Origin of the sequence: Roseburia yibonii (assembly GCF_014297335.1) — a bacterium.
Taxonomy (GTDB): domain Bacteria; phylum Bacillota; class Clostridia; order Lachnospirales; family Lachnospiraceae; genus Roseburia_D; species Roseburia_D yibonii.
This window is the reverse complement of record NZ_JACOQH010000008.1, coordinates 127330-152819: the sequence shown is the minus strand read 5'-3', so window position 1 is coordinate 152819 and position 25490 is coordinate 127330. Positions and strand designations below refer to the sequence as shown.

The window sequence follows — 25490 nt, the reverse complement described above, 5'->3', positions numbered from 1 at the left end:
CAGGACATGGCAGTTGCCAATATGTACCGGGTATGGGATTACGGACCACTGATCGAGGCGTATGATCTGTATTACACACTTGAACAGGCACAGAGCGGTTATATCACAGAGGAGGAACTCTTGAGCCACGCAAAGGCAACGGATGAGGAGGACGGAGAAATTCCAGGCGGCGATCACGCTGAGCAGGGCAATTCCTTCCGGGTGATGGACTATGCCACAACAGACTTTACAGGCTTTACAGCGGATGGCAGTGTGACGGAGACGTACCTTGCGACAGACAGTGTGGGAAACCGGACGAGGTATAAGATTACGGTTCATATTACGGACAGTGCGCCACAAAAAGTCCTGCCCTCGGGGACGACACGTTTTATTTCGGCAAAATATTACAGCAGGGCGTCAGAAGAGGGTGGTTTAAGGGAAACGTCCATCTGGAAGCAGGATCCGGACTATCAAAACGCGTTGGAGCAGACATTTGCCAATCAGCAGAACAAAAATGCAGTCATAACGTATCAGTTTGATCACGATACGATCTGTGCAATGCGGGAGGCTCTTTACGCAGCCCCGGATCCTATGGATAAAGAGAACTTAACTGAGTTTTATAAAAAATTTATGGTTCAGAATCAAAAATAAAAAAGGAATCAAAAACGGTCAGGACATAATTTCATGTCCTGACCGGAGATCGTGTGCTTATAAATCTGCCGTTTGTTCTGATTTTTCCGGCATCGTAAGAAGAATTTTCTCCACACGGTTTTTATCCATTTTTTTCACAAAGAAAGTAAACCCGTCTTTTGTGGTGATAACCTCACCTTCTTTTGGAAAATGATCTAACAGACCGATCACATAACCACCAACCGTATCATAATCTTCGGATGAAAATGGAAGATCAAGTGTTTCACACAGATCATCTAAATTCATGGAACCGGAGACCAGATATTCATGCTTGCTTATTTTTGTCAGATCGGCTTCTTCATTTGCATCATATTCATCCCGGATGTCTCCGACAATCTCTTCGATCAGGTCTTCGAGTGTGATCAGACCGACAGTAGTTCCGTACTCATCTAAAACGATCGCGATGTTGATGGAATTCTTTTTCATTTCGTGAAAAAGTTCTGCTGTATTTTTGTGCTCATAAGTGAAAAACGGTTCCCGCATGAGCGCACGGATCGAAAACTGGCTGGTGTCGGTTAAAAGCAGAAGATCCTTGATGTTTAAGATACCGACAACATTGTCTGTCGTGTCTTCATAAACCGGAAGACGGGTATACTGACACTCACGGAAGATGGCAAGCAGGTCATCGTAAGAGCAGTTGACCGCCACCATGGTCATATCGATACGGGGAACCATGATTTCTTTTGCCTGCGCGTCATTAAAATCAAAGACATTATTGATGATCTCGTGTTCTTCAGATTCGATAATACCGTTTTCATGTCCGACATCCACGATGGTCCGCAGTTCTTTTTCCGTCATCTGTTTGGCTGCGCTGTTCGGATCAATACGGAAGAGTTTCAGTAACAGAAAGGACAGGGCGTTTACGATGTAGATGACCGGTGTAAGAATGGTCATCAGAAATGCGATCACGCCGGAATATGCCATGGCAAGTTTGTCAGCATATAAAGTGGCAAGGTTTTTTGGAGAAATTTCTCCAAAGATCAAGATCAAAAGTGTGAGAATACCGGTTGCGATTCCGACTCCGACACTGCCAAAGAGCTTTAACGCCAGTGACGTGGAAATGGACGAAGCGGAAAGGTTTACGATATTGTTACCGATCAAAACAGCGCTTAACATCTTGGAAGAATTGTCTGTCACGGCAAGTACCCTTGCAGCGCGCTTGTTGCCCTCGTCCGCCAGTGTCCGCATACGGATGCGGTTTACTGTGGTAAGGGAAGTTTCTGCGGAGGAAAAAAACCCGGACAGCAGTAATAAAATAATAAGACAGATTAATTGTATGATTTCAGTTGTCTGCAATAAAAAAACACCTCGCGAAATTTGTGATAGAAATTATTGTAAAGTGGCATAATAGTCATAAATCGGATTTAAGTCTACTTCTGTAGTAACCGTCTCAACCGGATCAGTCCCGGAGTTTTGGGTATAATTGTAAACAGAATATCCGGCCCAGAAAAGGATTGCGGCACATAAAATGCATCCGCCGGCTTTCTCCAGATTGAGAAGACGTTTTTCTCTTTTCATGATCTGTTTGCGGTTTGCTTTCTCTTTTTTATAACGATCGACTTTTTCCTGACTCATAATAGTGATTCTCCTTTTAATACAAGATAAGGATTATTATACACTATCTTGGGGACTTTGGGTTGATAAATTTAAAAAATTACCTTAAAATTGTATAAAAAAGAAAAGGAAGAAAGATTATGCGAAAAGGAATCATTTTTGATATGGACGGCACATTATGGGACTCCGCGCCACAGGTGGCAGAATCCTGGAACCGGGTGATCGAGGAGAAATATCAGGATATCAATGTCCACATTACGACAGAGGATATGTATCGTGTCATGGGAAAAACGATGGATGTTCTGGGAAAGATCATTTTCCCGGATGTGGAGGATGCACGCAGGGAAAAAATATTACTTGACTGTTATAAATATGAAAATGAATATCTCAGTATGCATGGAGGAAAATTATATCCGGATCTGGAGGACGTGTGGAAACAGCTTGGCAGGGACTATGATCTGTATATTGTGAGCAACTGCCAGACGGGATATATTGAAGCATTCCTTGATTTCTTCGGATTCCGCCATTATATCAAAGATATGGAATGTTATGGAAATACCGGAAAAAACAAAGGATATAACATACGTCTTGTGGTGGAGCGCAATCAGATCAAAGATCCGGTTTATGTGGGAGACATCGAGGGCGATTACGAGGCAAGTAAAGAAGCCGGAGTGAAGTTTATCCATGCGGCATATGGATTTGGCACGATCCGGGATGAGGTACCGGAGATCCATGCGTTGAAGGAACTTCCGGCGGTTGCCGATAAAGTGACGGCGTAACACATTTGTGAGTCGGTGAGGAGAAGATATGAACAGGATCGTAAGGGGAATTTTATATGCCAGTTCACTGCTTTTGGTGATACTGGTATTCGTGCTTGGCTATCAGAAAGTCCATGAAAAGACGACGGATGAGATGGCAGAAACGCAGACGACAACAACAGAGCAAAAAACGGAGCAGACAACCGGACAGGCGCAGGAACAGATACAGGAGCCGGAGCAGACGACGGAGGCGGAACCGGCAACTGAGACAGAAACGGAAGAAGGCGAAAATATTGTATCTTCTGCGGCAACGACACTGGTATTTACCGGAGATATCTTAATTGGAAACAGTGTGTCTGCGAATTACAGCGCAAAAGGGATCGATGGGATTTTGTCCGGGCAGATGAAGGAACTGTTAAACGGCGCGGATATCACGATGGTCAATGAGGAATTTCCATTTGGTACCGGCGGCGTGGCGATGGAGGACAAACAGTATACCTTTCGCGTGAACCCATCTTATGTGGCTGCATTTGGTGACATGGGTGTGGATGTCGTGTCGCTGGCAAACAATCATATTCTGGATTACGGACCGCAGGCGTTAGAGGAGACATTTGCGGTTTTGGATGACGCCGGTATCCGTTACGCCGGTGCGGGCGAAGATAAAGCGCGCGCAATGGAGCCGCAGATCATAGAAGTGAACGGGAAAAAATTTGGATTTCTCGCGGCATCCCGCGTGATCCCGGTGGCTTCGTGGAACGTCGAAAACCAGACACCTGGAGTGTTTGCAACCTATGATGCTGCCGCACTTAACGCAAAGATCGGGGAAACAAAAAAAGAATGTGACTATCTGACCGTGTATGTACACTGGGGGCTGGAGCATAAAGAGTATCCGGAGGATTATGAACATACGCTGGCGGAGGGCTATGTAAATGCGGGAGCGGATCTTGTGATCGGCAGCCATCCGCACTGCCTTCAGGGTGTGGAATACATAAATGGAAAACCGGTGTTTTACAGTCTTGGCAATTTCCTGTTCGGGCAGGACGGAAATACCGCAGCAGTAAAAGTTACAGTTGCGCCGGATGGAACAGCGCAGTACGCATTTGTTGCGGCAAAGGAAGAAGGAGCCTGCACGAGAGAACTTACCGGTGAGGAGGCAAAGAGCCTGTATGATTATCTGCAAAGCATCTCCTTTCAGGTATCCGTTGATGAAAATGGCATAGTGCGGGAAGAGTGAAAATAAAATACAAAAAAGATGTGTGACAGGAAACAGATTTGGACGAAATTGCGCAGAATGTGGGAAATGAAACAGATCCGAAACTGGAAAATCTTTTGAACCTTGCACTGGATGCAACGCAGGAAGAATTGCGGAAATCCGGGGATTTAAAGACCGGGTATGACCCGGAAGACAATGTATGGGAACTGATCATAAAGTATCAGGGATCATTAGATGAGCTGAAGGAGCAGATCCCCCGGATCCGTGTAATACCGCTTCTTCGCGGATATGCTGTTTTATATGTGGAACAACAGTATGTAGAGCGGGTCGCGGAATTTGAAAATGTTTTATATGTTGAAAAACCAAAGCGGCTTTACTTTGCGCTGGACCGGGCGGTCAGAGAAGCGTGTATTAATTCCTTCCAGAGCCTTGGGGATCGCCGGAATCAGGATTTAAGAGGCAGGGGGATCCTCGTCGCGGTGCTTGACGGCGGGATTGATTACACGCATCCGGATTTCCGGAATCCGGATGGCACGACAAGGATTCTTGCGTTGTGGGATCAGACGATCACTGCGGGACCTGCACCGTATACCTACGGGATAGGGACGGAGTACAGCAGAGAGACGATCAATGCGGCGCTTGCAAGCGAAGAACCGGCGGAGCGGGAACGCATCTGTCCAAGCAGGGATATTTCCGGTCATGGGACACATGTGACCGGCATTGCGGCAGGCAATGGCAGGGCATCCGGCGGACGCTATACGGGGGTGGCACCGCAGAGTGATCTTATCATTGTAAAACTCGGGAATGCCACGGCGGATTCCTTTCCCCGGACGACGCAGCTTATGATGGCTTTGGATTATGTCCTGCGAAAATCCCTGGAGTACAATATGCCGATCGCGGTCAATATCAGTTTTGGCAACAGCTATGGGTCCCACAGCGGGGATTCGCTGCTTGAGACATTTATCAATGATGTCGCCGGAGTGGGGAGAACGGTGATCGTGACAGGGGCAGGAAACGAGGGAAGCGCAGACGGTCATACATCCGGCAGATTTGAACCGCAGATCCAGGCGCGTCCCGGACAGACGTCAAAAAAAATCGAATTTGCAGTCAGCGAGTACGAGCAGAGTTTCAGTATACAAATCTGGAAATCGTATGTGGATGATATTGCAGTTTCCATCAAAGGACCATCCGGCGAGGGCGCAGGCCCCTTAAAACAGATCCAGGGGCCGCAGCGGTTTCGCATCGGAAATACCAGACTGCTTGTCTATTATGGAGAGCCGAGCCCGTACAGTCCTTATCAGGAGATCTATCTGGATTTTCTGCCGGTCGCAAATTATGTTGACAGCGGGATCTGGAGCATAGAACTGTATCCGGGGCGGATCGTGCAGGGCGAGTATCATCTGTGGATGCCGGGAAAAGAAGTACGAAATCCGGCGACCGGTTTTTTGTATCCAACTGAAGGGACGACACTTACGATCCCCGCAACGGCGGCAAAAAGTATTGCGGTTGCCGCGTATGATGCCATCTATGACCAACTTGCGGATTTTTCCGGGCGAGGGTACACGAGGGCAACCAATCAGATCAAACCGGATCTGGCGGCACCCGGGGTTGACATTACCGCACCTGCGCCGGGCGGAGGATATACGAAAAAGACCGGGACATCGATGGCGGCGCCGTTTGTGACAGGGAGCGCGGCATTACTGATGCAGTGGGGGATTCTGTACGGAAATGACAGCTTCCTTTACGGGGAAAAAGTGAGGGCGTATCTGCTGCGCGGCGCAAGACAGATTCCTGCGTTAAATGAGTATCCGAATCCGATCCTAGGCTGGGGCGTGCTGTGTCTGAGGGACAGTCTGCCCAGGTGATGGAATTTTCTGGCGCAGAGAATAAAAAATATGATACACTAAAAGAAGTACGGGGAATTACAAATGGGGAGTGAAAAATGAACTGGAAGATACTAAACATAGAGCCGACATCGGATAAAGACCGCATCCGTCAGGCGTATGCGAAAGAAGTAAAATGCTGGCACCCCGAGGAGCATCCAAAGGAATTTCGGATGCTCCAGGAGGCATACCGCGAGGCACTGCGGTTGGCGGATCAGGCAGATCCCCGGGATGAAATACGCTTTGTCCCGGAAGATATAAGCCAGAGCGGTGTGAGGGAGCCGCAGTTTCGTCAGGATTTACAGGCAAAACCAGAGGAACCGGAGCGGGAACAGCCGGTTTTTGAAAAAGAGCCAGACTGTCCGGAACCGGAATGGAAGGTGAACGGGCGGCCTGCGGTGTGCGCAGAGGAACGCCGCGATTATATAAGGCGCACGGAAGAGTTCTTAGGACAGTGCAGGGAACTCATCGGAAATGAGATCTATGCCAATGAACTTGGAAGCTGGGAGTATCTTTTTGACCGGGAATCCGGACAAAAGCTGTATGGACAGCCGCGTTTCTGGTATGAGATTGCGGTATTTATCGATGACATACAAAAAGTGACGGTGTGGCAGATGGATGCCGCAGTCCGCTGGTATCTGTGGCAGTTTGCGGGGCAGCAGATCCAGAATGCCGAAGTGCTTCTATTTTTAAAGAAAGCGCTGAAGGTCAGAAAATCCGATCGGGGCAGTTATGAACAGGCAGAAGCGGATCAGGATCGGAAAGAAGACATGTATGCGCTGATGCGCGAGCATGATCTTGACAAAAAGAAAAAAGCGGATCAGATCGCGAAGCTGCGGGATAAAAAAGAGACGGGCAGGGGTCGTTCCACATGCATGGGGTTCCTGTTTCTGCTCGCAATTTTTGTTGTGATACGGATCATACTTGCGTGCTATGGCAAGAACCGGCAGGAAGAGCAGAGCCAGCCCGCGCCGCCTGTGATGGATTATGAACAGTACAACGAATATATCAAACAGCAGCAGTCGCAGATCGACCAGCAGAAGATCGATGAAATGCTGGATGCCATGCAGTCGATACAGGTGACGGAGCAGGAAGCAACAGAAAACTGAGTTACATAGGAGGAATGTGTTATGAATATACAAATGCAGGTCGCAGGACTGTTCATTATGCTGATCCTGTTATATTTTTCGCTGAGGCAGCAGATGGTAGGTCTGTACTCCGAGACGATGTTTTTGCGGGTGCTGTCCGTTACGATCCTGTGCGTGTGCCTGGATATCGCATCCGTGGTCGCGATCGTATATGAAGACCGGATCCCACGGCTTGTGCTGGAGTCCATCTGTAAAAGTTATGTGGTATCGCTTGTGTGGGTCGGCTTTTTCGGGCTGGTCTATACCTGTCTGGATATCTACGCGAAAGACCGGTATAAAAAGATTCTGTATGGATATGCGGCGGTCGTGCTTGGGGCATCGGTGTTGATCTATCTTTTGCCGATCCATTATTATTACGATGGAGAAGCGGTTTACACTTACGGACCGAGTGATATCGCAACCTACTTTTTTGCAGTGTTATTTGTACTGATTACCCTGTATCAGGTGATCCGGCACGGAGATCAGATGAATCCGAAGCGGCGGAGCGCGGTGCGAACCTGGATGATCGTATGGATCATCGCTGCGGCAACACAGTTTTTTAACAGCAGACTGCTGTTAGTCGGCTACGCGACAGCGCTTGGCATGATGATCCTGTTTTTTGAACTGGAAAATCCCGAAGCGAATCTGGACCGCGAGACCGGAGCGTTCAATTCGCATGCGCTGTTAGAATATATGCGCCAGGAATACGAAAAAGATCATACATTCGCGGTGCTGTTGATCTCACTTGGACAGTATCAGTCCTCCGGGCTTGCGATCCGGCAGGTGGAGTTTGTCCTGCGCTGGATCGTGAAATATCTGCAGTCCATATCCGGGATCAAAGTATTTAAAAATGTAGAGCGTGAACTGGTGGTGGTATGTCCGGATGAAGAAACCCTGGAACATGCGCTGGAAAAGATAAAGGAGCGTTTTGAGGGAGCGTGGAATATTGAGGAAGACGGAAAAGGCGGGACGGTGACATTGGAGCCGGTCTATCTGATAATGCCGGACAGCACGGTCGCGAGAGGCGCGGAGGAAGTTTTTCACCTGTTTAAATACTTTAAAGTAGAAAACGACAAAATGGGAAAGGACAATACGATCCGTATTGACCGGGAGATGGTGCGTGAAAAGCGTGACCGGGAAGACATGCAGGAGCGGATCCTCGCTGCGCTAACAGAAGATCGTATCGAGGTGTTTTACCAGCCGATCTATTCCACGAAGAAAAAATGCTTTGTGTCGGCGGAAGCACTCGTGCGGATACGGTGCGCGGATGGCAGTATTCTGCCGCCCGGAAAATTCATTCCGGTTGCGGAGCAGACAGGGCTGATCTCGCAGCTCGGTGAGACCGTCTTTGAAAAGACCTGCCGTTTTATAAAAGAACAAAACCCGAGACAGTATGGGATCGAATATATCGAAGTAAATCTGTCGGTGCGCCAGTGTGAGACAAGAGATCTTGCGAAGACGTATATACAGATCATACAAAAATACGGCGTGGATCCGGCAATGATCAATCTTGAGATCACAGAGACCGCCTCGATTCTTGCCCGCAAAATACTGGTGGAGAATATGCAGATTCTGATCCGCCAGGGCGTGAGCTTTTCACTGGATGATTTCGGAAACGGGCAGTCAAACTTAAACTATATTGTGGACATGCCGGTTTCAATCGTAAAATTTGACCGGGATATGAGCCAGGCGTATTTTGAAAATAAAAAGGCAAAATTTGTGATGGAAGCCGCCATGCAGATGATACACGACATGAAACTGAAGATCGTGTCGGAGGGCATTGAGACCAGAGAACAGATGGAGACGATCACAGAACTTGGAATTGATTACATTCAGGGCTATTACTTTTCAAAACCGATACCGGAAAAAGAATTTTTGAAATTTATCCGGGAACGAAATGCTTTTTAAAATATTGACGGTGTTTTTGGCATATGTTATAATACAGGAAATATTAGGGAGTAGTTCGCATCTGTCATGCAGATGTTGTACTTTTCGTCATCACGTTATTTAAACAGAAATAACCGGATGGTACACTTGAGAGAGGAACGAGACTTTTATTGTACGTTTATCGTACAATAAAAGTCTCGTTCTTTTTTTGTACTAGCGACGAGGAAAATAGACGTGGGCTTGCACAGACGCCTATTTGACGACCGCTGATCAGAGATGGGATGCACGAAGCGCATCCCGTCTCTGTACTAGCGACGAGGAAAATAGAAAGCAAAAGGAGAAAAAGATGCATATCGAGTGGATGATCTGCTATATCAAAAAGCAGGATGGAAAAAAGTGGGACAAAAAATCAGAGCATAGCAGAGCCGTTCCGTGAGAAGACAGAGAGGAAAATTATGGGAAGAGCGAAAATCATATATACAGTAGATCCGGATCATTTTAAGGCAGACACGATGGAGCAGTTTATTCTTGGCGGAATGGATATTGCGAGATGCGTCTGCATGCAAAAAGAAAAGGAAGAACAGAGCCGTTTTGTAAAACAGGTCGGTGATTTTTTCAAGAAAAGAAAAAAGCCGGTGGAGATCATGCTGGATCTGTCAGATCGGACAGAAGCTGACTGGGAAGATACATCAGAGAGTTTCTTTGAGATAGCGCAGAGTGTAAAGGTGATTTTAATGCCTTTTTTTGAGAAGCCGGAGAGGAGGAAAGAGATCCGGGATCTGTTAAAAAAACAGGGGGGACAACAGATTTTACTGATCACAAAAGTGGAAAACGATCAGATGAAACCATATGTGGACGCGGCATTGCGGGAGATGGATGGGATCATGGTCGGGAAGGGAGTGGAGCCGTCTTTTGGCAGACAGATGATGCAAAGAGCCTGGGAAGAGAAAAAAATTCTGGTGACGGCAACACAAATGTTAAATTTTCGTAAAAAAGGAGACAGTATATGAAAGCATACTGGAATTGTGAGGCAGAAGAACTAAAGAAAAACTTTCAGGTGTCGGAAGAAGGACTTTTACCGGCACAGGTGGAAGCGATCCGCCGGGAAAAAGGAGAGAATGTATTACAGGAAGGAAAAAGAAAAAGTGTGGCGGCGGTGTTTGCGCAGCAGTTTTGCGACCTGCTCGTTGTGATCCTGATCATCGCCGCAGTCATTTCCATGTTTTCCGGAAATGTAGAGAGCACGGTTGTAATCCTTCTTGTGCTTGTGATGAATGCGGTGCTTGGAACCGTCCAGCACGTTAAGGCGGAACGGTCATTGGAAAGCCTGAAAAAACTGTCCGCGCCGAGCGCAAAAGTGATGCGTGGCGGAATCAAACAGGAAGTTCCTTCAAGGGAGATCGTCCCCGGGGACATTGTTCTTTTGGAGGCGGGAGACATGATCGTGGCGGATGGCAGGATCTTACATAACTATTCGCTTCAGGTCAATGAGAGTTCCCTGACCGGGGAATCTACGAATGTGGAGAAAAATGACGCGGTGATCGAGGGTGATGTGGCACTCGCAGACCGGAAGAACATGGTGTATTCCGGCAGTCTTGTTACATACGGAAGAGCCGAGGTGCTTGTCACGGCAACCGGAATGGAGACGGAGCTTGGCAGGATCGCGGGACTTATGAACGCGGCAAAAGAAAGAAAAACGCCATTGCAGGTCAGCCTGGACGAATTCAGCAGCAAGCTTGCGGTACTCATCATGATCGTCTGCGCGCTGGTATTCGGGCTCTGCATTTACCGGAGGATGGCGCTTCTGGACGCGTTTATGTTTGCGGTGGCGCTTGCGGTCGCGGCGATCCCGGAGGCACTTGGTTCGATCGTAACGATCGTGCAGGCAATGGGAACGCAGAAGATGGCGAAAGAAAACGCGATCGTCAAAGATTTAAAGGCGGTTGAGAGCCTCGGCTGTGTCTCGGTGATCTGCTCCGATAAGACAGGAACGCTGACGCAGAACAAGATGACCGTAAAAAAGATCTATGTGGGCGGAGCAGTGATCGAGCCGTCCGAACTTGACATCCAAAATCCGGTGCAGCGTTATCTGCTCTACAATGCGGTTTTGAATAACGATTCGAGTATCGTCGGGGAAAAAGAGATCGGCGATCCGACGGAGACGGCCCTGCTTTATATGTATCGCGGCATCAAAACCGGCGAGGGGGCATTTTGTGACGGAGACAGCCTCCTTGAGGATGATCTGAGAAACCACATGGAACGGCTTGAGGAAGTTCCATTTGATTCGGATCGGAAACGGATGAGCACGAAATACAGACTGCACGGAGTTTCCACGGTACTCACCAAGGGAGCGCCGGATGTCCTGCTTGCGCACTGTGAGAGTTCTATGGATGAAAGCGGGATCCACGAGCTGACAGAGGATGAAAAACAAAAGATCAAAGACGCCAACCGGGAATTTTCAGAAAATGGTCTTCGGGTGCTCGCGTTTGCCTGTCGTGAAACGGAGGAAGAACTGACGAAAGAGACCGAATGTCATCTGACCTTTTTGGGACTTGTCGCGATGATGGATCCGCCGAGACCGGAATCCGTGGAGGCAGTAAAAAACGCGATCCGCGCGGGAATCCGACCGGTGATGATCACAGGAGACCACAAGATCACAGCCATTGCGATCGCAAAGGAGATCGGCATCTACCACGAGGGAGACATGGCGCTGACCGGCATGGAACTGGATGCCATGTCAGAGGAAACGTTAGCGCAGGATATTGAAAAAATATCGGTCTACGCAAGGGTTTCTCCTGAAAATAAGATCCGTATCGTGGAGGCATGGCAGAACAAAGGAAAGATCGTATCCATGACCGGAGATGGAGTGAATGACGCGCCTGCGTTAAAAAAAGCCGATATCGGTGTTGCAATGGGCGTTACGGGAACGGAAGTTTCCAAGGACGCGGCGGCGATGATCCTCTCGGACGACAACTTCGCGACAATCATGAAAGCGGTCGTAAACGGAAGAAACGTATACCGGAACATCAAAAACGCGATCCTGTTTCTGCTTTCGGGCAACATGGCGGGCATTCTGTCGGTACTCTACACCTCACTTATGGGACTTCCGGTGCCGTTTGCGCCGGTACATCTTCTGTTTATCAATCTTCTGACCGACTCGCTGCCTGCGATCGCGATCGGGATGGAACCGTCAGACGCGTCTCTTTTGGAGGAAAAACCGCGTGATCCGTCGGTCGGTATCCTGACGAAGGATTTTGTCGGAAAAATGATGTTACAGGGGGCGCTGATCGCGACAGTGACAATGGTGGCGTACCACATGGGGTTAAAAAGCAGTGACGCGCTTGCCACCACAATGGCGTTTTCGGTTTTAACGCTCGCAAGGCTGTTCCACGGATTTAACTGTCGCGGGAAGAAGTCTGTGGCAAAACTCGGACTGGGATCCAACCGATACAGCATCTACGCGTTTTTAGGCGGCGTGTGCCTGCTTGCGCTGGTACTTTTTATTCCGGCACTGCATGGGGTATTTTCTGTGGTGGACGTATCCGGTAAAAACCTGAGCTGGATCGCGGGACTTGCGTTTTTACCGACGCTTTTCATTCAGATCAGAAAAATGATACAGGACAAGACAGAAGATGGAGGAGAACCTGAAAAATGTTAGATCATATTTCGTTTGTTTATTTCATACAGCAGATGGCGCAGCACCCTGTGCTTCTGATCTCGGTTCTGTTGACACTTGGCGTGATCTTTGTAAACGGATGGACAGACGCGCCGAACGCGATCGCGACCTGCGTATCAACCAGATGCATCGATGTGGATCACGCGATCATTATGGCGGCGATCTGCAATTTCTTCGGAGTAATGGTCATGTCGCTCATCAATTCGAGCGTGGCGATGACCATAAAGAACATGGTAAATTTTGGCGGAAACAATGAGGATGCCCTGATCGCGCTGTGCGCGGCGATGGCGGCGATCGTGATCTGGGCGATCGGAGCGTGGTATTTCGGGATACCGACGAGCGAGAGCCATGCGCTGATCGCGGGGCTCAGTGGAGCGGCGATCGCACTTCAGGGCGGACTGGGCGGCATAAATTTTTCCGAGTGGATCAAAGTCATCTACGGACTTGTCTTATCGACCGTCATCGGCTTTGCGGTTGGCTTTCTGGTGTGCAGGATCGTTACGCTGATCTGCGAGAGCATGGACCGGAAAAAGACGAACCGCTTTTTTAGCGGCGCGCAGGTGGCGGGAGGCGCGGCAGTGGCATTTATGCACGGCGCGCAGGACGGACAGAAATTCATGGGTGTACTGTTGCTTGGACTCTTTTTGCTCAACGGGCAAGAGGATACCGCAGGCGCGTTTGTCCCGGTCTGGATGATGGTGCTCTGCTCCGTTGTGATGGGATTTGGCACTTCCGTGGGAGGAAAAAAGATCATCAAATCCGTAGGCATGGATATGGTCAAACTGGAAAAATACCAGGGCTTTTCCGCAGATGCGGCAGCGGCGGTATGTATCTTGTTTTCTACGATATTCGGGATCCCGGTCAGTACGACGCATATGAAGACAACGGCGATCATGGGTGTCGGCGCGGTGAAACGGTTGTCCGCGATCAACTATAAGGTCGTGCTCGACATGGTACTGACCTGGGTGCTCACATTTCCGGGCTGTGGACTGATCGGCTTTATTATGGCGAAAATATTTTTGCTGTTCCGATAAAAAGTGTTATTCAGATAGAAGGAGAAAAAGCAGATGAAAAAGAAGAAAGAAGAGTTTTACTATAAAAATTTATGTTCCGCGATGGAGTATGCTTATCAGGCAGCGCAGTTTTTGACAGAGACCTTAAAACATTTCGACAAAGAAACGATTCAGGAAAAACTGGATGCCATGCACGAGTTAGAGCAGAAAGGCGATGTGAAAAAGCATAAGATGATGAAGGCGTTGAGCCAGGCGTTTATTACCCCGATCGAACGGGAAGATCTCGTCTCACTCAGCGGCTATATCGATGATATTACGGACGCGGTGGAGGAAGTGCTGCTTCAGATTTATATGAGCAACGTGACGGAGATCCGCGCGGATGTATTTCCTACGCTGGATCTGCTCTCGGAGAGTATCAAGGCACTCGGGGATGTCATGGAGGAATTGAAAGATTTTAAACATTCCAAAGTGATCGAGGACTATATCATCCGTGTCAATGATTTGGAGGAGCAGGGCGACCGCCTCTATGTGGAGAACATGCATACCCTGCACGGGGAGGAGGATATCCGCACGATCGTGATCTGGCGGACGATCTATGAATATCTGGAAATCTGTATCGATACCTGCGAGCATGTGGCGGATATTGTAGGCATGGTCATCATGAAAAACTCGTAATCTGTTTCCGTTCTTGCTGTCATGTCCGTTCAATGTTACAATAAAAAAGATCTGAAAAAACAAAGGAGCGGACAGAATGAAAAAATATGACTATCTGATCGTGGGAGCCGGACTGTTTGGTGCGGTCTTCGCGCGGGAAGCAAAAAAGGCAGGAAAAAAGTGTCTTGTGATCGACAGACGCGACCACATCGCAGGAAATATATACACAAAAGAGATCGAACGGATCCAGGTACATCAGTATGGGGCGCATATTTTCCATACTTCGGACAAAGAAGTGTGGAATTATGTAAATCAGTTCGCGGAATTTAACCGCTATACCAATTCCCCGATCGCCAACTACAAAGGCGAGATCTATAATATGCCGTTTAACATGAATACGTTCCAGAAGCTGTGGGGCGTTGTGACACCAAAAGAGGCGAAGGAAAAGATTGAAGCACAGAAGCGTGAGTATGCGGTGGAGCATCCGAAAAATCTGGAAGAGCAGGCGATCAATCTGGTAGGACCGGACGTGTATACAAAGCTGGTCAAAGGCTATACGGAAAAGCAGTGGGGCAGACGTGCCACGGAGCTGCCGGCATTTATCATAAAAAGGCTGCCGGTGCGTTTTACCTACGACAACAATTACTTCAATGATACCTATCAGGGCATTCCGATCGGCGGATATACGAAGATGGTTGAGCGCATGCTTGAGGGAACCGAGGTCAGATTACAGACCGATTTCTTAAAAGAGCGGGAGACGTATCTCGCGCTTGCGGACAGGATCGTGTATACCGGAATGATCGATGCGTATTTCGATTACTGTTACGGAGAACTCGAATACCGTTCCCTTCGCTTTGAGACCGAGGTGCTCGACGAGGAAAATCATCAGGGAAATGCCGTCGTAAATTATACCGAGTATGAAGTTCCGTATACCAGGATCATCGAGCACAAGCATTTTGAATTCGGCTGTCAGGACGGGGAGAAAAACGAAAAAACGGTCATCACCCGTGAATATCCAAAGACCTGGAAAAAGGGCGATGAACCGTATTATCCGATGAATGATGAAAAAAATGCCGCGCTGTATGAAAAGTACGAAAGCCTTGCGAAGCAGGAAGGAAACGTGATCTTCGGCGGAAGGCTTGGGCAGTACCGGTACTATGATATGGATGACACCATAGCGGCGGCGCTTACACTTTCGCGCAGCGAGTTACGCATGTAAAAAAGAGAGCAGATGCTCGTTTGCCCGGGCAAAATCCGCGATATGGAACCAGTCATCGATATAGGCGGCGCGCTCGTTATAGTGCTTTAAATAATAGGCGTGTTCCCAGACATCGATATTTAAGAGCGGAAAAAGACCGGCGGGCAGAGGAGTATCCTGATTCTTCGTGACAAAAATGCAGAGTCTGCCGGTTGGCTCTATGGTAAGCCAGGCATAACCGGAACCGAAGACGGAGAGCGTGGCGGCCTTGAACTTTTCTTTGAATTTTTCAGGGCTCTGAAAGCTCTCAATGAGAAAAGCGGACAAAGGATCCGGGATGGGTCTGTCTGCGTCCGGCGTAAGACCGGAAAAATAAAAAATATGATTATATACGCCGCCCGCATTATTCCGGATTGGGATCTGGGTACCGCATGGCAGCAGATTCTGGTGCGTCAGAAGAAACACCAGAGATTTGTCGTGCAGTTCCGGATGAGGAAGAAGGGCGGCGTTTAGATTATCTACATAGGTCTGCAGATGCCGGTCATGATGCAGATGCATGGTCTTTTCATCGATATAAGGCTCGAGGGCATCATAGGCATAGGGCAGAGGCGGGTTTTGAAATGGATAATGCTCGTTCATGGAAAATTCCTTTTTTCTTTTAATATATGTGTCTGCGGGAGAAATAGACGAAGGCGGCTTGAAAAAAATCATTGCCTGCGTTATCATAATACTTTAAGAGCATATGACCGCTTTTGCGGTGTAAGGAGAACAGAATGGAGATAACAGCAGTAGTGCCCTGTTACAATGAACAGGAGGCGTTAGGGCTTTTTTATGAAGAATTGAACCGTGTGACGGCAGAGATGCGGGACTGTGAATTTGAGATCCTGTTTGTCAATGACGGCTCAAAGGACCGCACGCTGGAGCTGATGAAAGAGCTTGCGGAGAAAGACGGGCGTGTGAAATACATTTCCTTTTCCAGAAACTTTGGAAAAGAGGCGGCGATCTATGCGGGACTCGAACATGCGAGCGGGGATCTTGTGGCGATCATGGATGCCGATCTGCAGGATCCGCCGAGACTTCTGCCGGAGATGTACCGCGCGGTCACGGAGGAGGGCTATGACTCCGTGGCGACCAGACGTGTTACAAGAAAGGGCGAGCCGCCGATCCGTTCGTTTTTTGCGCGGATGTTTTACCGCCTGATGAATAAGATGTGCAAGACGGAGGTTGTGGACGGCGCAAGAGATTTCCGCCTGATGACACGTCCGTTCGTGGATTCGCTGCTTTCGATGAAAGAATACAACCGCTTTTCCAAAGGGCTATTTGGCTGGGTCGGTTTCCGCACCAAGTGGATCGAATTTGAGAATGTGGAGCGGGTGGCAGGAGAGACGAAATGGTCTTTCTGGAAACTGCTTTTGTATGCGATCGATGGGATGGTCGCGTTTTCCACCATGCCGCTTTCCGTCGCAGCGCTGATTGGAATTTTAATGTGCGTGATCGCGGCGATCTCCATCATTTTCATCATTGTCCGCCAGCTGTGCTTTGGCGGTTCGGCGTTTGGCTGGCCGTCCATGGTCTGCATCATGATCTTTATCGGCGGGGTGCAGCTGCTTTGTATGGGAATTATGGGACAGTATCTGGCGAAAACCTATCTGGAAGTGAAGAACCGTCCGATCTATATCTGCAAAGAGACGAATATCGAAGAGTAAGAAGTTAAACTAAGAAGTTAAACTAAGAAGTTAAAATAAAAATGAGAAATAAAAAACAGGAGATTTCCCGGTGCGTGGGAGATCTCCTGTTTTTTTGAATCATAGGAAATTCCTTCCTATGATTCAAAAACGCTCCGCGGGGATGCGCAGCTCGCGGAGATGAAGTTTATGTTGAACATACCGCTCGCGCGCGAAAGTGTGCGGTAAGCGCACACTTTATTTCCGGCGGCGCGGAACGCACCCCGCTGCTGCCTCCTGTCATGCCTCTTTGGTCTTTCCAAAGAACGCATCAAGCACCTGAAACGGGCGGGTGCCTAAAAGCGCGCGGTTTAACACCATGAGCACAGCGGCAAGAACATAGATGGCGGCGAAAACCGCAAGCAGTACGAGAAGTTCCTGTTTTATGGTCAGTGCGTAATTGTCAAACGCGTGAATGACCTCGGACATGACAACGTGCTGGAGCAGAAAGACCGCATAGGAGATCTTTGAGCTGTAGCGGATGAAAGAATTGACATACTTTATTTTCATCACATAATTTCCGACAAAGTAAAATACGAAAAACAGCGCGATCGATGTGAACTGCATGCAAAGGAGCATGTCCGCTCCGAGCGGAAAGAATAAAAGGATCACGGCGCACACGGCGGCAGGGATCACAAGCTGCCATTTTGTAAGTATGGAGCGGTAGCGGATAAAAAGCATACCGAGCCAGAAAGCGAGCAGGCAGGTGATCAGGTTCCGTTCTTTTGAGATCATAAAAAAGTCGGTAAAATACAAAGATGCAAAACCGCCCAGAAGCACAAGCGTGGTTAAGATCTTCGCGTGTTCCATACACCAGGTCAGGAGTGGGTAGCACAGATATAAAAGGATCAGCGCGCCCAGAAACCATTCACCGATAAAGTAATAATTCGGAGTGTAACGGTAGCTCATATATCCGTCCATTCCAAACAGGGTAAGGAGCAGATATTTCGGGTTGCCGTTATAAAACAGATGTTTCACGCCGCAAACCTGTTTGTAGTATAAAAACAGCCACAGCATATAAAACATCGGGAAAATGCCTTTAAACCGCGTCCAGAAAAATTTCTTCGCGTCGCGCAGATGGATGACCGGATGATTATAGTAAAGAGAAGCGCCGGAGATCATAAAAAAGATGGTGACCACGGTCGTCTCACCCCAGCGTCCGTTTGCGTAGGTATAGAAAAATGGAAAATTGGTAAACTGCGGTGTTGTGATGCAGATATCCGCAAAATGATAGACTACAATGATCCATGCGCAGATGGCACGGATAAAATCAAAACTTTCGATACGTTCTTTCATGATATCCCCTCTTTAAAGCGAAAAATAAAAAATGCCTTACTTATCATACAATCAACCTTGCAAAAATGCAATCGGTGGGAGGCTTTTTGCGGATATATTTAAGAAAAAATTAAGTAAAAAAATTGAAAAAAGTGAAAAAATTCTGTTATGATAAGAAAAATACATTTTTTGATGTAGAAAATGGGAGGATGCAATTATGAAGAAAAAAACAGTTGTACTTCTTTTATGCACCATGTCAGTCGTGCTTGCGTCCTGTGGAAAGACCACAGATGCCAAAAATGAAGTGCAGGAAACAACAGAAGTGGCAGTAACAGAACCGGAAACGGAGACAGAGATAGATGAGAACGGGACAGAGGTGGTGAATGAGACCGAGACGGCTGAAGAAACGGAGTCTGGTGGAAAATTCATTGTTACATTAGAAGAAGCAAATGAAAGCTATCAGGCGGATGACGGTACGGTGATCTACGAAGACGCCTACAGTTACCCGAAGCTTGATGCGGATCAGGATAAAGAAGCGGCAGAAGCGATCAACGCGGACATCACGGAACTTGAAAAAGAGCATAAGTCCGGGATCGAGGCGATGATCGGCTATGCGAAGGAAGATTACGGTTATTATAAAGACGCGAATACCGAAACAGCGACCGAGGAGGAGGGAGGGCTTTCACTGTATGATTTTTTCCCGTACTCGTCGGAAGAAACTTCTACGGTGGAGCGCAATGACAACGGGATCTTTTCATTTGTCGTCTATAACTATGATTTCTCGGGCGGCGCGCATGGAAACTACGCTTACAGCGGCTATAATTATGACGCGAATACCGGTGCGAGACTTGTGCTTACAGATCTCGCCGGTGACGGAGATGCCTTTAAGCAGAATATTTTAAGTGATATCGAGGCGCAGTGCCAGACACCGGAGTATCAGGAGCTTCTGTTTCCGGAATATATGGATTATCTTGAGGATTCGATTTTCGAGGACACCGCGTGGTATCTGACGGACGAAGGACTTACGATCACCTGCCCGCCATACGCGCTCGGACCGTATGCTGCCGGAAACATTGACTTTAAGATTTCCTATGATACGTTAGAGACCTACGGCTTAAAGAGCGAATACCGGTATCAGGCAGATTAGAGGAAAAAGAGATGCATTATGCGATAGGGGATGTTCATGGCTGTTATCAGGCGATGAAAAAACTGATCGGAAAGATCGAGCGGGAAGACGCGGATGCGCAGTTTATATTGATCGGTGATGTGATCGACCGCGGCGGCGAGACGCCCGAGGTACTTGAGTGGTGTATGAAAAACGTCACAAGAGACGGAAAATATCAGATGTTGATGGGAAATCATGAGCTGATGTTCATGGAATGGTGCAGCAGGGAGTGGTTTCCTTACTGCGAGGGAAAGAAAAAAAGCTATGAGCATGCGCATTATCACGCGGATGAGGATTTAAAGAAAGCCGGACTTCTGACCGGGCAGAGCGTAGAGAAAATCTTTTCCTTTTTCCGCAGTCTTCCGATCGTGAAAGAAAAGACGGTGATCTCACCCGATGGCAGACAGCGTATCGTGCTTGCGCATGCCTGGGCAAAGAAGGAAGAGATGGAAGAGATCCGCAGCGGCAACAGACGCCCGAAGGAGTATTTTAAGACCTTTCTTTTAGACCGCGCGGGGCAGGAACGGGACGCGGCGTATGACCCGGAGGGAAAAGAGATCTTAATCCACGGACATACACCGACGACCGGCGTGGATGTATATGAAAACGGAGGCGTTCCGGGCAGGATCGTTTACCGGAAGCATGCGGTCAACATTGACTGCGGGCTGTCCCATGGCAGCGCGGATTATGATGTGCCTGCCAATCTAGCGGCGATCTGTCTGGAAAACCTGAAAGAATATTACGCGTACTCCTTGGAGGAGTGCTATGCCAATATGCATTTCGGGGATGCGGAGGCAGTAAAACGCGCGGTTTCGGCATATAAGCAGAAATATCATTTCAGCAGACCGGATCTCATGCGCATTGATCTGATCCGCCAGATCAACGGGGCGTGACAGTTTTTTCTTGACAAAAACGCGTATGGTATTTATGATAGTTGGTATCGGCAGCGCGATAAAAACGCGCAGATAAAGGTAGTGAGAAAGAGGAGTATGTGTAAATGCCCGACAGAGAGAGATGCCCGTCGGCTGTAAGGTATCTCGGGAAACATTGCGCAGAAGGTAGCTTTTGAACCGAAGGACTGAAAGGACGATGGTTTCGTAAGTCTTTCCGGAGTGATCCACGTTACCGGATCGTTGAGATGTGACCGGATCCCATAACGGGAGCGTCATAACAAAGGTGGTACCGCGACAGAGTCGCCCTTTTTGTCTTCTGGACAAAAAGGGCTTTTTTAAATCATAGGAAATTCCTTCCTATGATTTAAAAACGCTCCGCGGGGATGCGCAGCTCGCGGAGATGAAGTTTATGTTGAACATACCGCTCGCGCGCGAAAGTGTGCGGTAAGCGCACACTTTATTTTTTGCACAGACTGTAAGAAAGCAAAAAGGAAGGAGCAGATTATGAGTAAAGAATTAGCAAAGACCTATGATCCGCAGGGGATCGAGAGCCGTCTTTACAAAAAATGGGAGGACAACGGATATTTTCACGCAACGGTTGACCGCAGCAAGAAGCCGTTTACGATCGTAATGCCGCCGCCAAATATCACGGGACAGCTTCACATGGGACATGCGCTTGACAACACCATGCAGGACATTCTGATCCGTTATAAAAGAATGCAGGGCTACAACGCGCTCTGGCAGCCGGGAACCGATCATGCGGCGATCGCGACGGAAGTAAAGGTCATCAAGGCGTTAAAAGAGCAGGGCATTGACAAAAATGATCTTGGCAGAGAAAAATTCCTGGAAAAATGCTGGGAGTGGAAAGATGAGTACGGTTCCCGCATTGTAAACCAGTTAAAGAAACTCGGATCTTCCGCAGACTGGGAGAGAGAACGTTTCACCATGGATAAGGGCTGTTCGGACGCAGTGCTTGAAGTATTTATCAAGCTGTACGAAAAAGGATACATCTACAAGGGATCCCGTATCGTCAACTGGTGTCCGGTCTGCAAGACATCCATTTCGGACGCGGAAGTAGAACATGAGGAGCAGGATGGATTTTTCTGGCATATCAACTATCCGGTCATCGGCGAGGAAGGCAGATTTGTTGAGATCGCGACGACCAGACCGGAGACGATGTTCGGTGATACGGCGGTTGCGGTAAACCCGGATGATGAGCGTTACAAAGACATCATCGGAAAGAAGCTGTTGCTTCCGATCGTAAACCGTGAGATCCCGGTCATTGCGGATGCCTATGTTGACAAGGAATTCGGAACCGGCTGCGTAAAGATCACACCGGCACATGACCCGAACGACTTTGAAGTTGGAAAACGCCATAACTTGGAAGAAATCGTTGTCATGAATGATGACGCGACCATGAATAAGAACGCCGGAAAATACGCAGGCATGGACCGCTACGAATGCAGGGAAAAACTGGTTGCGGAATTAAAAGAGCAGGGACTGCTCGTAAAGGTCGTTCCGCATTCTCATAATGTAGGAACCCATGACCGCTGCGGCACCACGGTAGAGCCGATGATCAAGCAGCAGTGGTTCGTAAAAATGGATGATATGATCAAACCGGCAGTGGAAGCGGTAAAGAACGGAGACATCCAGCTGCTGCCGAAGCGTATGGACAAGACCTACTTTAACTGGACAGACAATATCCGTGACTGGTGTATCTCAAGACAGCTCTGGTGGGGACACCGCATCCCGGCTTATTACTGTGATGACTGCGGAGAGATGGTCGTTTCCAAAGAAAAACCGGAGAAATGCCCGAAATGCGGATGCACCCATATGACACAGGATCCGGATACGCTGGATACCTGGTTTTCTTCCGCACTCTGGCCGTTCTCGACACTCGGCTGGCCGGATAAGACCGAAGAACTGGATTATTTTTACCCGAATGATGTGCTTGTCACCGGATATGACATCATTTTCTTCTGGGTTATCCGTATGATCTTCTCCGGCTATGAACAGATGGGCAAGGCGCCGTTCTCCACGGTACTGTTCCATGGTCTGGTCAGAGATTCCCAGGGACGCAAGATGAGCAAATCCCTTGGAAACGGAATCGATCCGTTGGAAGTCATTGATAAATACGGCGCGGATGCGTTAAGACTGACACTGATCACCGGAAACGCACCGGGAAATGACATGCGTTTCTACTGGGAACGTGTGGAAGCGTCCAGAAACTTCGCAAATAAAGTATGGAACGCGTCCAGATTTATCATGATGAACTTAGAGGGCATGGAGATCACAGAGCCGTCCAAAGACCAGTTGAAGCCGGCGGATAAGTGGATCCTTTCCCGCGTCAACACGCTGGCGAAGGATGTCACGGAAAACATGGACAAGTTCGAACTTGGAATTGCCGTACAGAAGGTCTACGACTTTATCTGGGATGAATTCTGTGACTGGTATATCGAGATCGCGAAAGTCCGCACCTATAAAAAGGATGAGAACAAGGAATCCGCGAACGCGGCACTCTGGACCTTAAAGACGGTACTGACCCAGGCGTTAAAGCTGCTGCATCCATACATGCCGTTTATCACAGAAGAGATTTACTGTACACTGCATCCGGAAGAAGAGACGATCATGCTCTCCGACTGGCCGGTATATCAGGATGCATGGTATTTTGAAAAAGAAGAGGAAATGGTGGAGCACAGCAAGGATCTGGTAAAAGGTGTCCGCAATGTGCGCACCGAGATGGATGTTCCGCCATCGAGAAAGGCAAAGCTTTTTGTAGTTTCCGATGACGCGTCCCTGCGCGAGACGTTTGAGACGATGAAAGAGGCGTATATGACACTGGCATCCGCAAGCGAAGCTGTCGTACAGGCGGACAAGACAGGCATCGGAGAGGACGCGGTATCCGTTGTGATCCCGGGCGCTACCGTATATCTGCCGCTTGAGGATCTTGTGGATTTCGAAAAGGAAAAAGAGCGTCTGACCAAAGAAAAAGAGCGTCTGACCAAAGAACTGGCGCGTTCAAAGGGAATGCTCTCCAATGAGAAGTTCTTAAGCAAGGCGCCGGAGGCAAAAGTCCAGGAAGAAAAAGACAAGCTGGCGAAATATGAGCAGATGATGGATCAGGTTGAGGAGCGCCTGGCGCAGATGAAATAAAAGAAACAAAAAGGAGGATATCAAATTGGTATCCTTCTTTTTACTTTCTTTCGTTGAAGTAATCAGACTATTATGATATAATATATTAGAATTGAGAAAGATGTATCGTAAATGAATGATTTTGAAACGGAGTGACAAAAGATGGCAGTGCAAGAGCAAAAACAACCGCAGCTGAATATCAGCAGTGATGGCATGGAAGCCTATCTGCGCCTGCCGGTACCGTCTTTGGGGGAGCCATATACAGAAGATAAGATCTTACAGTTCCTGTCAGAAAAGGGAGTCTGTGTGGGGATACAAAAAGAGGCGATCAAAGGATTACTGGATGCCGGAATTTATGAACGTGATGTGCGGGTCGCGGTAGGAACAAAGCCGGTAGATGGAACAGACGGCTATTATGAGTATGAATTTAACAGTGATTTCAGTAAAAAACCAAAGATCCGTGAGGACGGAACGGTCGATTACTGGAGTATGAATCTGATCGAGGTCGTGCGCGAGGGACAGGAGATCGCGAAATATCATCCGGCAGTGGAGGCAAAGGCCGGCGTGGATGTGAAGGGAAGACCTGTCACCGGAAAACACGGCAGAGAACTTCCTCCTTTAAAAGGAAAAGGATTTGAACGCAGCGAGGATAACCTGACTTATATTGCGATGATCTCCGGCAAGATCACAAAGCAGGAGGACCGTATCACGATCCTTCCGATCTATGAGATCTCGGGAGACGTGGATATTTCGATCGGAAATATCGATTTCGTGGGGGATGTTGTGATCCACGGAAATGTGTGCAACGGTGTCGTGATCAAATCGACCGGAAATATTACGATAGACGGAGTGGTGGAGTCCGCTCACATCTATGCGCAGAAGGACGTGATCCTGCGAAGCGGAATGCTTGGCGGAAGCAAATCCACGATCTACGCGAAGGGCAATCTGTTCGCGAAGTTTGTGGAATATACGGAAGTGGAGGTCTGCGGAAACATCGAGGCCGACGTATTTATGGACTGCGAGGTTACCTGTAAAGGATATCTGGTCATGAAGGGCAAACGTGCCAAGATCATGGGCGGACATATCTACGCCGCTTATGGCATCGATGCGAACGATATCGGAAATGTTGCGGAGGTAAGCACCTATGTGGCAGTCGGCGTGGGAAACAAAGAGGACGCGAAGCTTGCCGCGCTGCAAAAACAGTTAAAAGAGAACCAGGATACCCTGGATAAGATGGAACGCGCGTTAAAGCAGTTTGATCTGGCGGAGAAAGAAAAAGGCGTTTCCTACAAAAACGATCCGAGACGTATGCAGCTTTTGCGTGAGCGGATCAAGTACATCGCGACGATCAACGCCGATAAGGCGACGGCGTGGGAATTGCAGCAGCTGATTGAGAACGCGAAGCACGCGACGGTAAAGGCAAACCACAATGTATACCCGGGTGTGCTTGTAAAGATCGGTGATCTTGTGACCAATGTCAAGGTGCAGCAGGGCAATCTGGAATTTGTAAAACGGGTGGATCATATCGTTATGTCGCCGTTAGACGAGAAGGTTGTCATATAAGGGCGGACTGTGCGGTGAAAAGAAAAAAATCTTCCGCGGTTTTACTTGCATAAAATCATCACTATATTATAATGAATGAGATGCAACATTCAAAAATAATATAGTG

General features: G+C 48.3%; 19 protein-coding genes, 1 pseudogene and 1 other annotated feature. Of the genes and pseudogenes, 16 read left to right on the top strand and 4 right to left on the bottom strand.

The features are described from left to right. Positions 1-630 (top strand): annotated as a pseudogene (locus H8Z76_RS11255) (hypothetical protein); the annotation flags it as partial. 57 nt (positions 631-687) lie between these two features. Here the strand turns inward: H8Z76_RS11255 and H8Z76_RS11250 are convergent. Further along, the gene (locus H8Z76_RS11250) at positions 688-1965 is read right to left on the bottom strand and encodes an HlyC/CorC family transporter (protein ID WP_186982535.1); all 1278 of its coding nucleotides are present in this window, start codon (positions 1963-1965) and stop codon (positions 688-690) included. A 33-nt stretch (positions 1966-1998) separates the two neighbouring features. Next, complete coding sequence (locus H8Z76_RS11245; protein ID WP_022515316.1) at positions 1999-2244, bottom strand: hypothetical protein; 246 nt, start codon at positions 2242-2244, stop codon at positions 1999-2001. Between the two features lie 119 nt (positions 2245-2363). Here H8Z76_RS11245 and H8Z76_RS11240 point away from each other — a divergent pair, with 119 nt between their 5' ends. From H8Z76_RS11240 to glf, 10 genes are all read left to right on the top strand, one after another. Further along, positions 2364-3002, top strand: a complete 639-nt coding sequence (locus H8Z76_RS11240; protein ID WP_186982534.1) for an HAD family hydrolase — start codon at positions 2364-2366, stop codon at positions 3000-3002. A gap of 28 nt (positions 3003-3030) precedes the next feature. Beyond that, the gene (locus H8Z76_RS11235; protein WP_147618949.1) at positions 3031-4215 is read left to right on the top strand and encodes a CapA family protein; all 1185 of its coding nucleotides are present in this window, start codon (positions 3031-3033) and stop codon (positions 4213-4215) included. 38 nt (positions 4216-4253) lie between these two features. Then, positions 4254-6059, top strand: a complete 1806-nt coding sequence (locus H8Z76_RS11230; protein ID WP_207723132.1) for a S8 family peptidase — start codon at positions 4254-4256, stop codon at positions 6057-6059. Positions 6060-6136: 77 nt separating this feature from the next. Beyond that, entirely contained in the window at positions 6137-7186 is a 1050-nt protein-coding gene (locus H8Z76_RS11225; protein ID WP_186982533.1) for a J domain-containing protein, read from the top strand. A 21-nt stretch (positions 7187-7207) separates the two neighbouring features. Then, a complete protein-coding gene (locus tag H8Z76_RS11220; RefSeq protein ID WP_186982532.1) occupies positions 7208-9112 on the top strand; it encodes an EAL domain-containing protein in 1905 nt (634 codons plus the stop codon). A gap of 434 nt (positions 9113-9546) precedes the next feature. Next, positions 9547-10101 (top strand): pyruvate kinase, encoded by a 555-nt coding sequence (locus H8Z76_RS11215; RefSeq protein WP_186982531.1) that lies wholly within the window; start codon positions 9547-9549, stop codon positions 10099-10101. Further along, positions 10098-12749 carry a cation-translocating P-type ATPase gene (locus H8Z76_RS11210; RefSeq protein ID WP_186982530.1) on the top strand — a complete coding sequence of 884 codons (2652 nt, stop codon included), beginning with the start codon at positions 10098-10100 and terminating at the stop codon, positions 12747-12749. The genes H8Z76_RS11215 and H8Z76_RS11210 overlap by 4 nt, the downstream gene beginning before the upstream one ends. After that, entirely contained in the window at positions 12743-13801 is a 1059-nt protein-coding gene (locus H8Z76_RS11205) for an inorganic phosphate transporter (RefSeq protein WP_186982529.1), read from the top strand. Before H8Z76_RS11210 ends, H8Z76_RS11205 begins: the two co-directional genes overlap by 7 nt. Positions 13802-13834: 33 nt before the next feature. Further along, complete coding sequence (locus H8Z76_RS11200) at positions 13835-14455, top strand: DUF47 domain-containing protein (protein ID WP_186982528.1); 621 nt, start codon at positions 13835-13837, stop codon at positions 14453-14455. Between the two features lie 76 nt (positions 14456-14531). Next, positions 14532-15653 (top strand): UDP-galactopyranose mutase, encoded by a 1122-nt coding sequence (glf, locus tag H8Z76_RS11195; protein ID WP_186982527.1) that lies wholly within the window; start codon positions 14532-14534, stop codon positions 15651-15653. Here the strand turns inward: glf and H8Z76_RS11190 are convergent. Further along, positions 15642-16271, bottom strand: a complete 630-nt coding sequence (locus H8Z76_RS11190; protein ID WP_022515303.1) for a superoxide dismutase — start codon at positions 16269-16271, stop codon at positions 15642-15644. The genes glf and H8Z76_RS11190 overlap by 12 nt on opposite strands. Positions 16272-16405: 134 nt before the next feature. Here H8Z76_RS11190 and H8Z76_RS11185 point away from each other — a divergent pair, with 134 nt between their 5' ends. Then, positions 16406-17338, top strand: a complete 933-nt coding sequence (locus H8Z76_RS11185) for a glycosyltransferase family 2 protein (RefSeq protein WP_186982526.1) — start codon at positions 16406-16408, stop codon at positions 17336-17338. A gap of 258 nt (positions 17339-17596) precedes the next feature. Here H8Z76_RS11185 and H8Z76_RS11180 read toward each other — a convergent pair whose 3' ends face one another. Then, positions 17597-18652, bottom strand: coding sequence for an acyltransferase family protein (locus H8Z76_RS11180; RefSeq protein ID WP_147618941.1), 1056 nt, complete (start codon positions 18650-18652; stop codon positions 17597-17599). 196 nt (positions 18653-18848) lie between these two features. On the opposite strand from H8Z76_RS11180, the gene H8Z76_RS11175 reads away from it, so the two are divergent. The 4 genes from H8Z76_RS11175 (at position 18849) to H8Z76_RS11160 (ending at position 25384) form a co-directional block, all read left to right on the top strand. Further along, entirely contained in the window at positions 18849-19778 is a 930-nt protein-coding gene (locus H8Z76_RS11175; RefSeq protein WP_186982525.1) for a DUF3298 and DUF4163 domain-containing protein, read from the top strand. Between the two features lie 11 nt (positions 19779-19789). Next, the gene (locus tag H8Z76_RS11170) at positions 19790-20689 is read left to right on the top strand and encodes a metallophosphoesterase (RefSeq protein WP_186982524.1); all 900 of its coding nucleotides are present in this window, start codon (positions 19790-19792) and stop codon (positions 20687-20689) included. Between the two features lie 72 nt (positions 20690-20761). Next, positions 20762-21000 (top strand) — a binding site (T-box leader). Between the two features lie 193 nt (positions 21001-21193). Then, positions 21194-23842 (top strand): valine--tRNA ligase, encoded by a 2649-nt coding sequence (locus H8Z76_RS11165; protein WP_186982523.1) that lies wholly within the window; start codon positions 21194-21196, stop codon positions 23840-23842. A gap of 141 nt (positions 23843-23983) precedes the next feature. Continuing rightward, positions 23984-25384 carry a DUF342 domain-containing protein gene (locus H8Z76_RS11160; RefSeq protein WP_022514422.1) on the top strand — a complete coding sequence of 467 codons (1401 nt, stop codon included), beginning with the start codon at positions 23984-23986 and terminating at the stop codon, positions 25382-25384. Positions 25385-25490 lie beyond the last annotated feature (106 nt).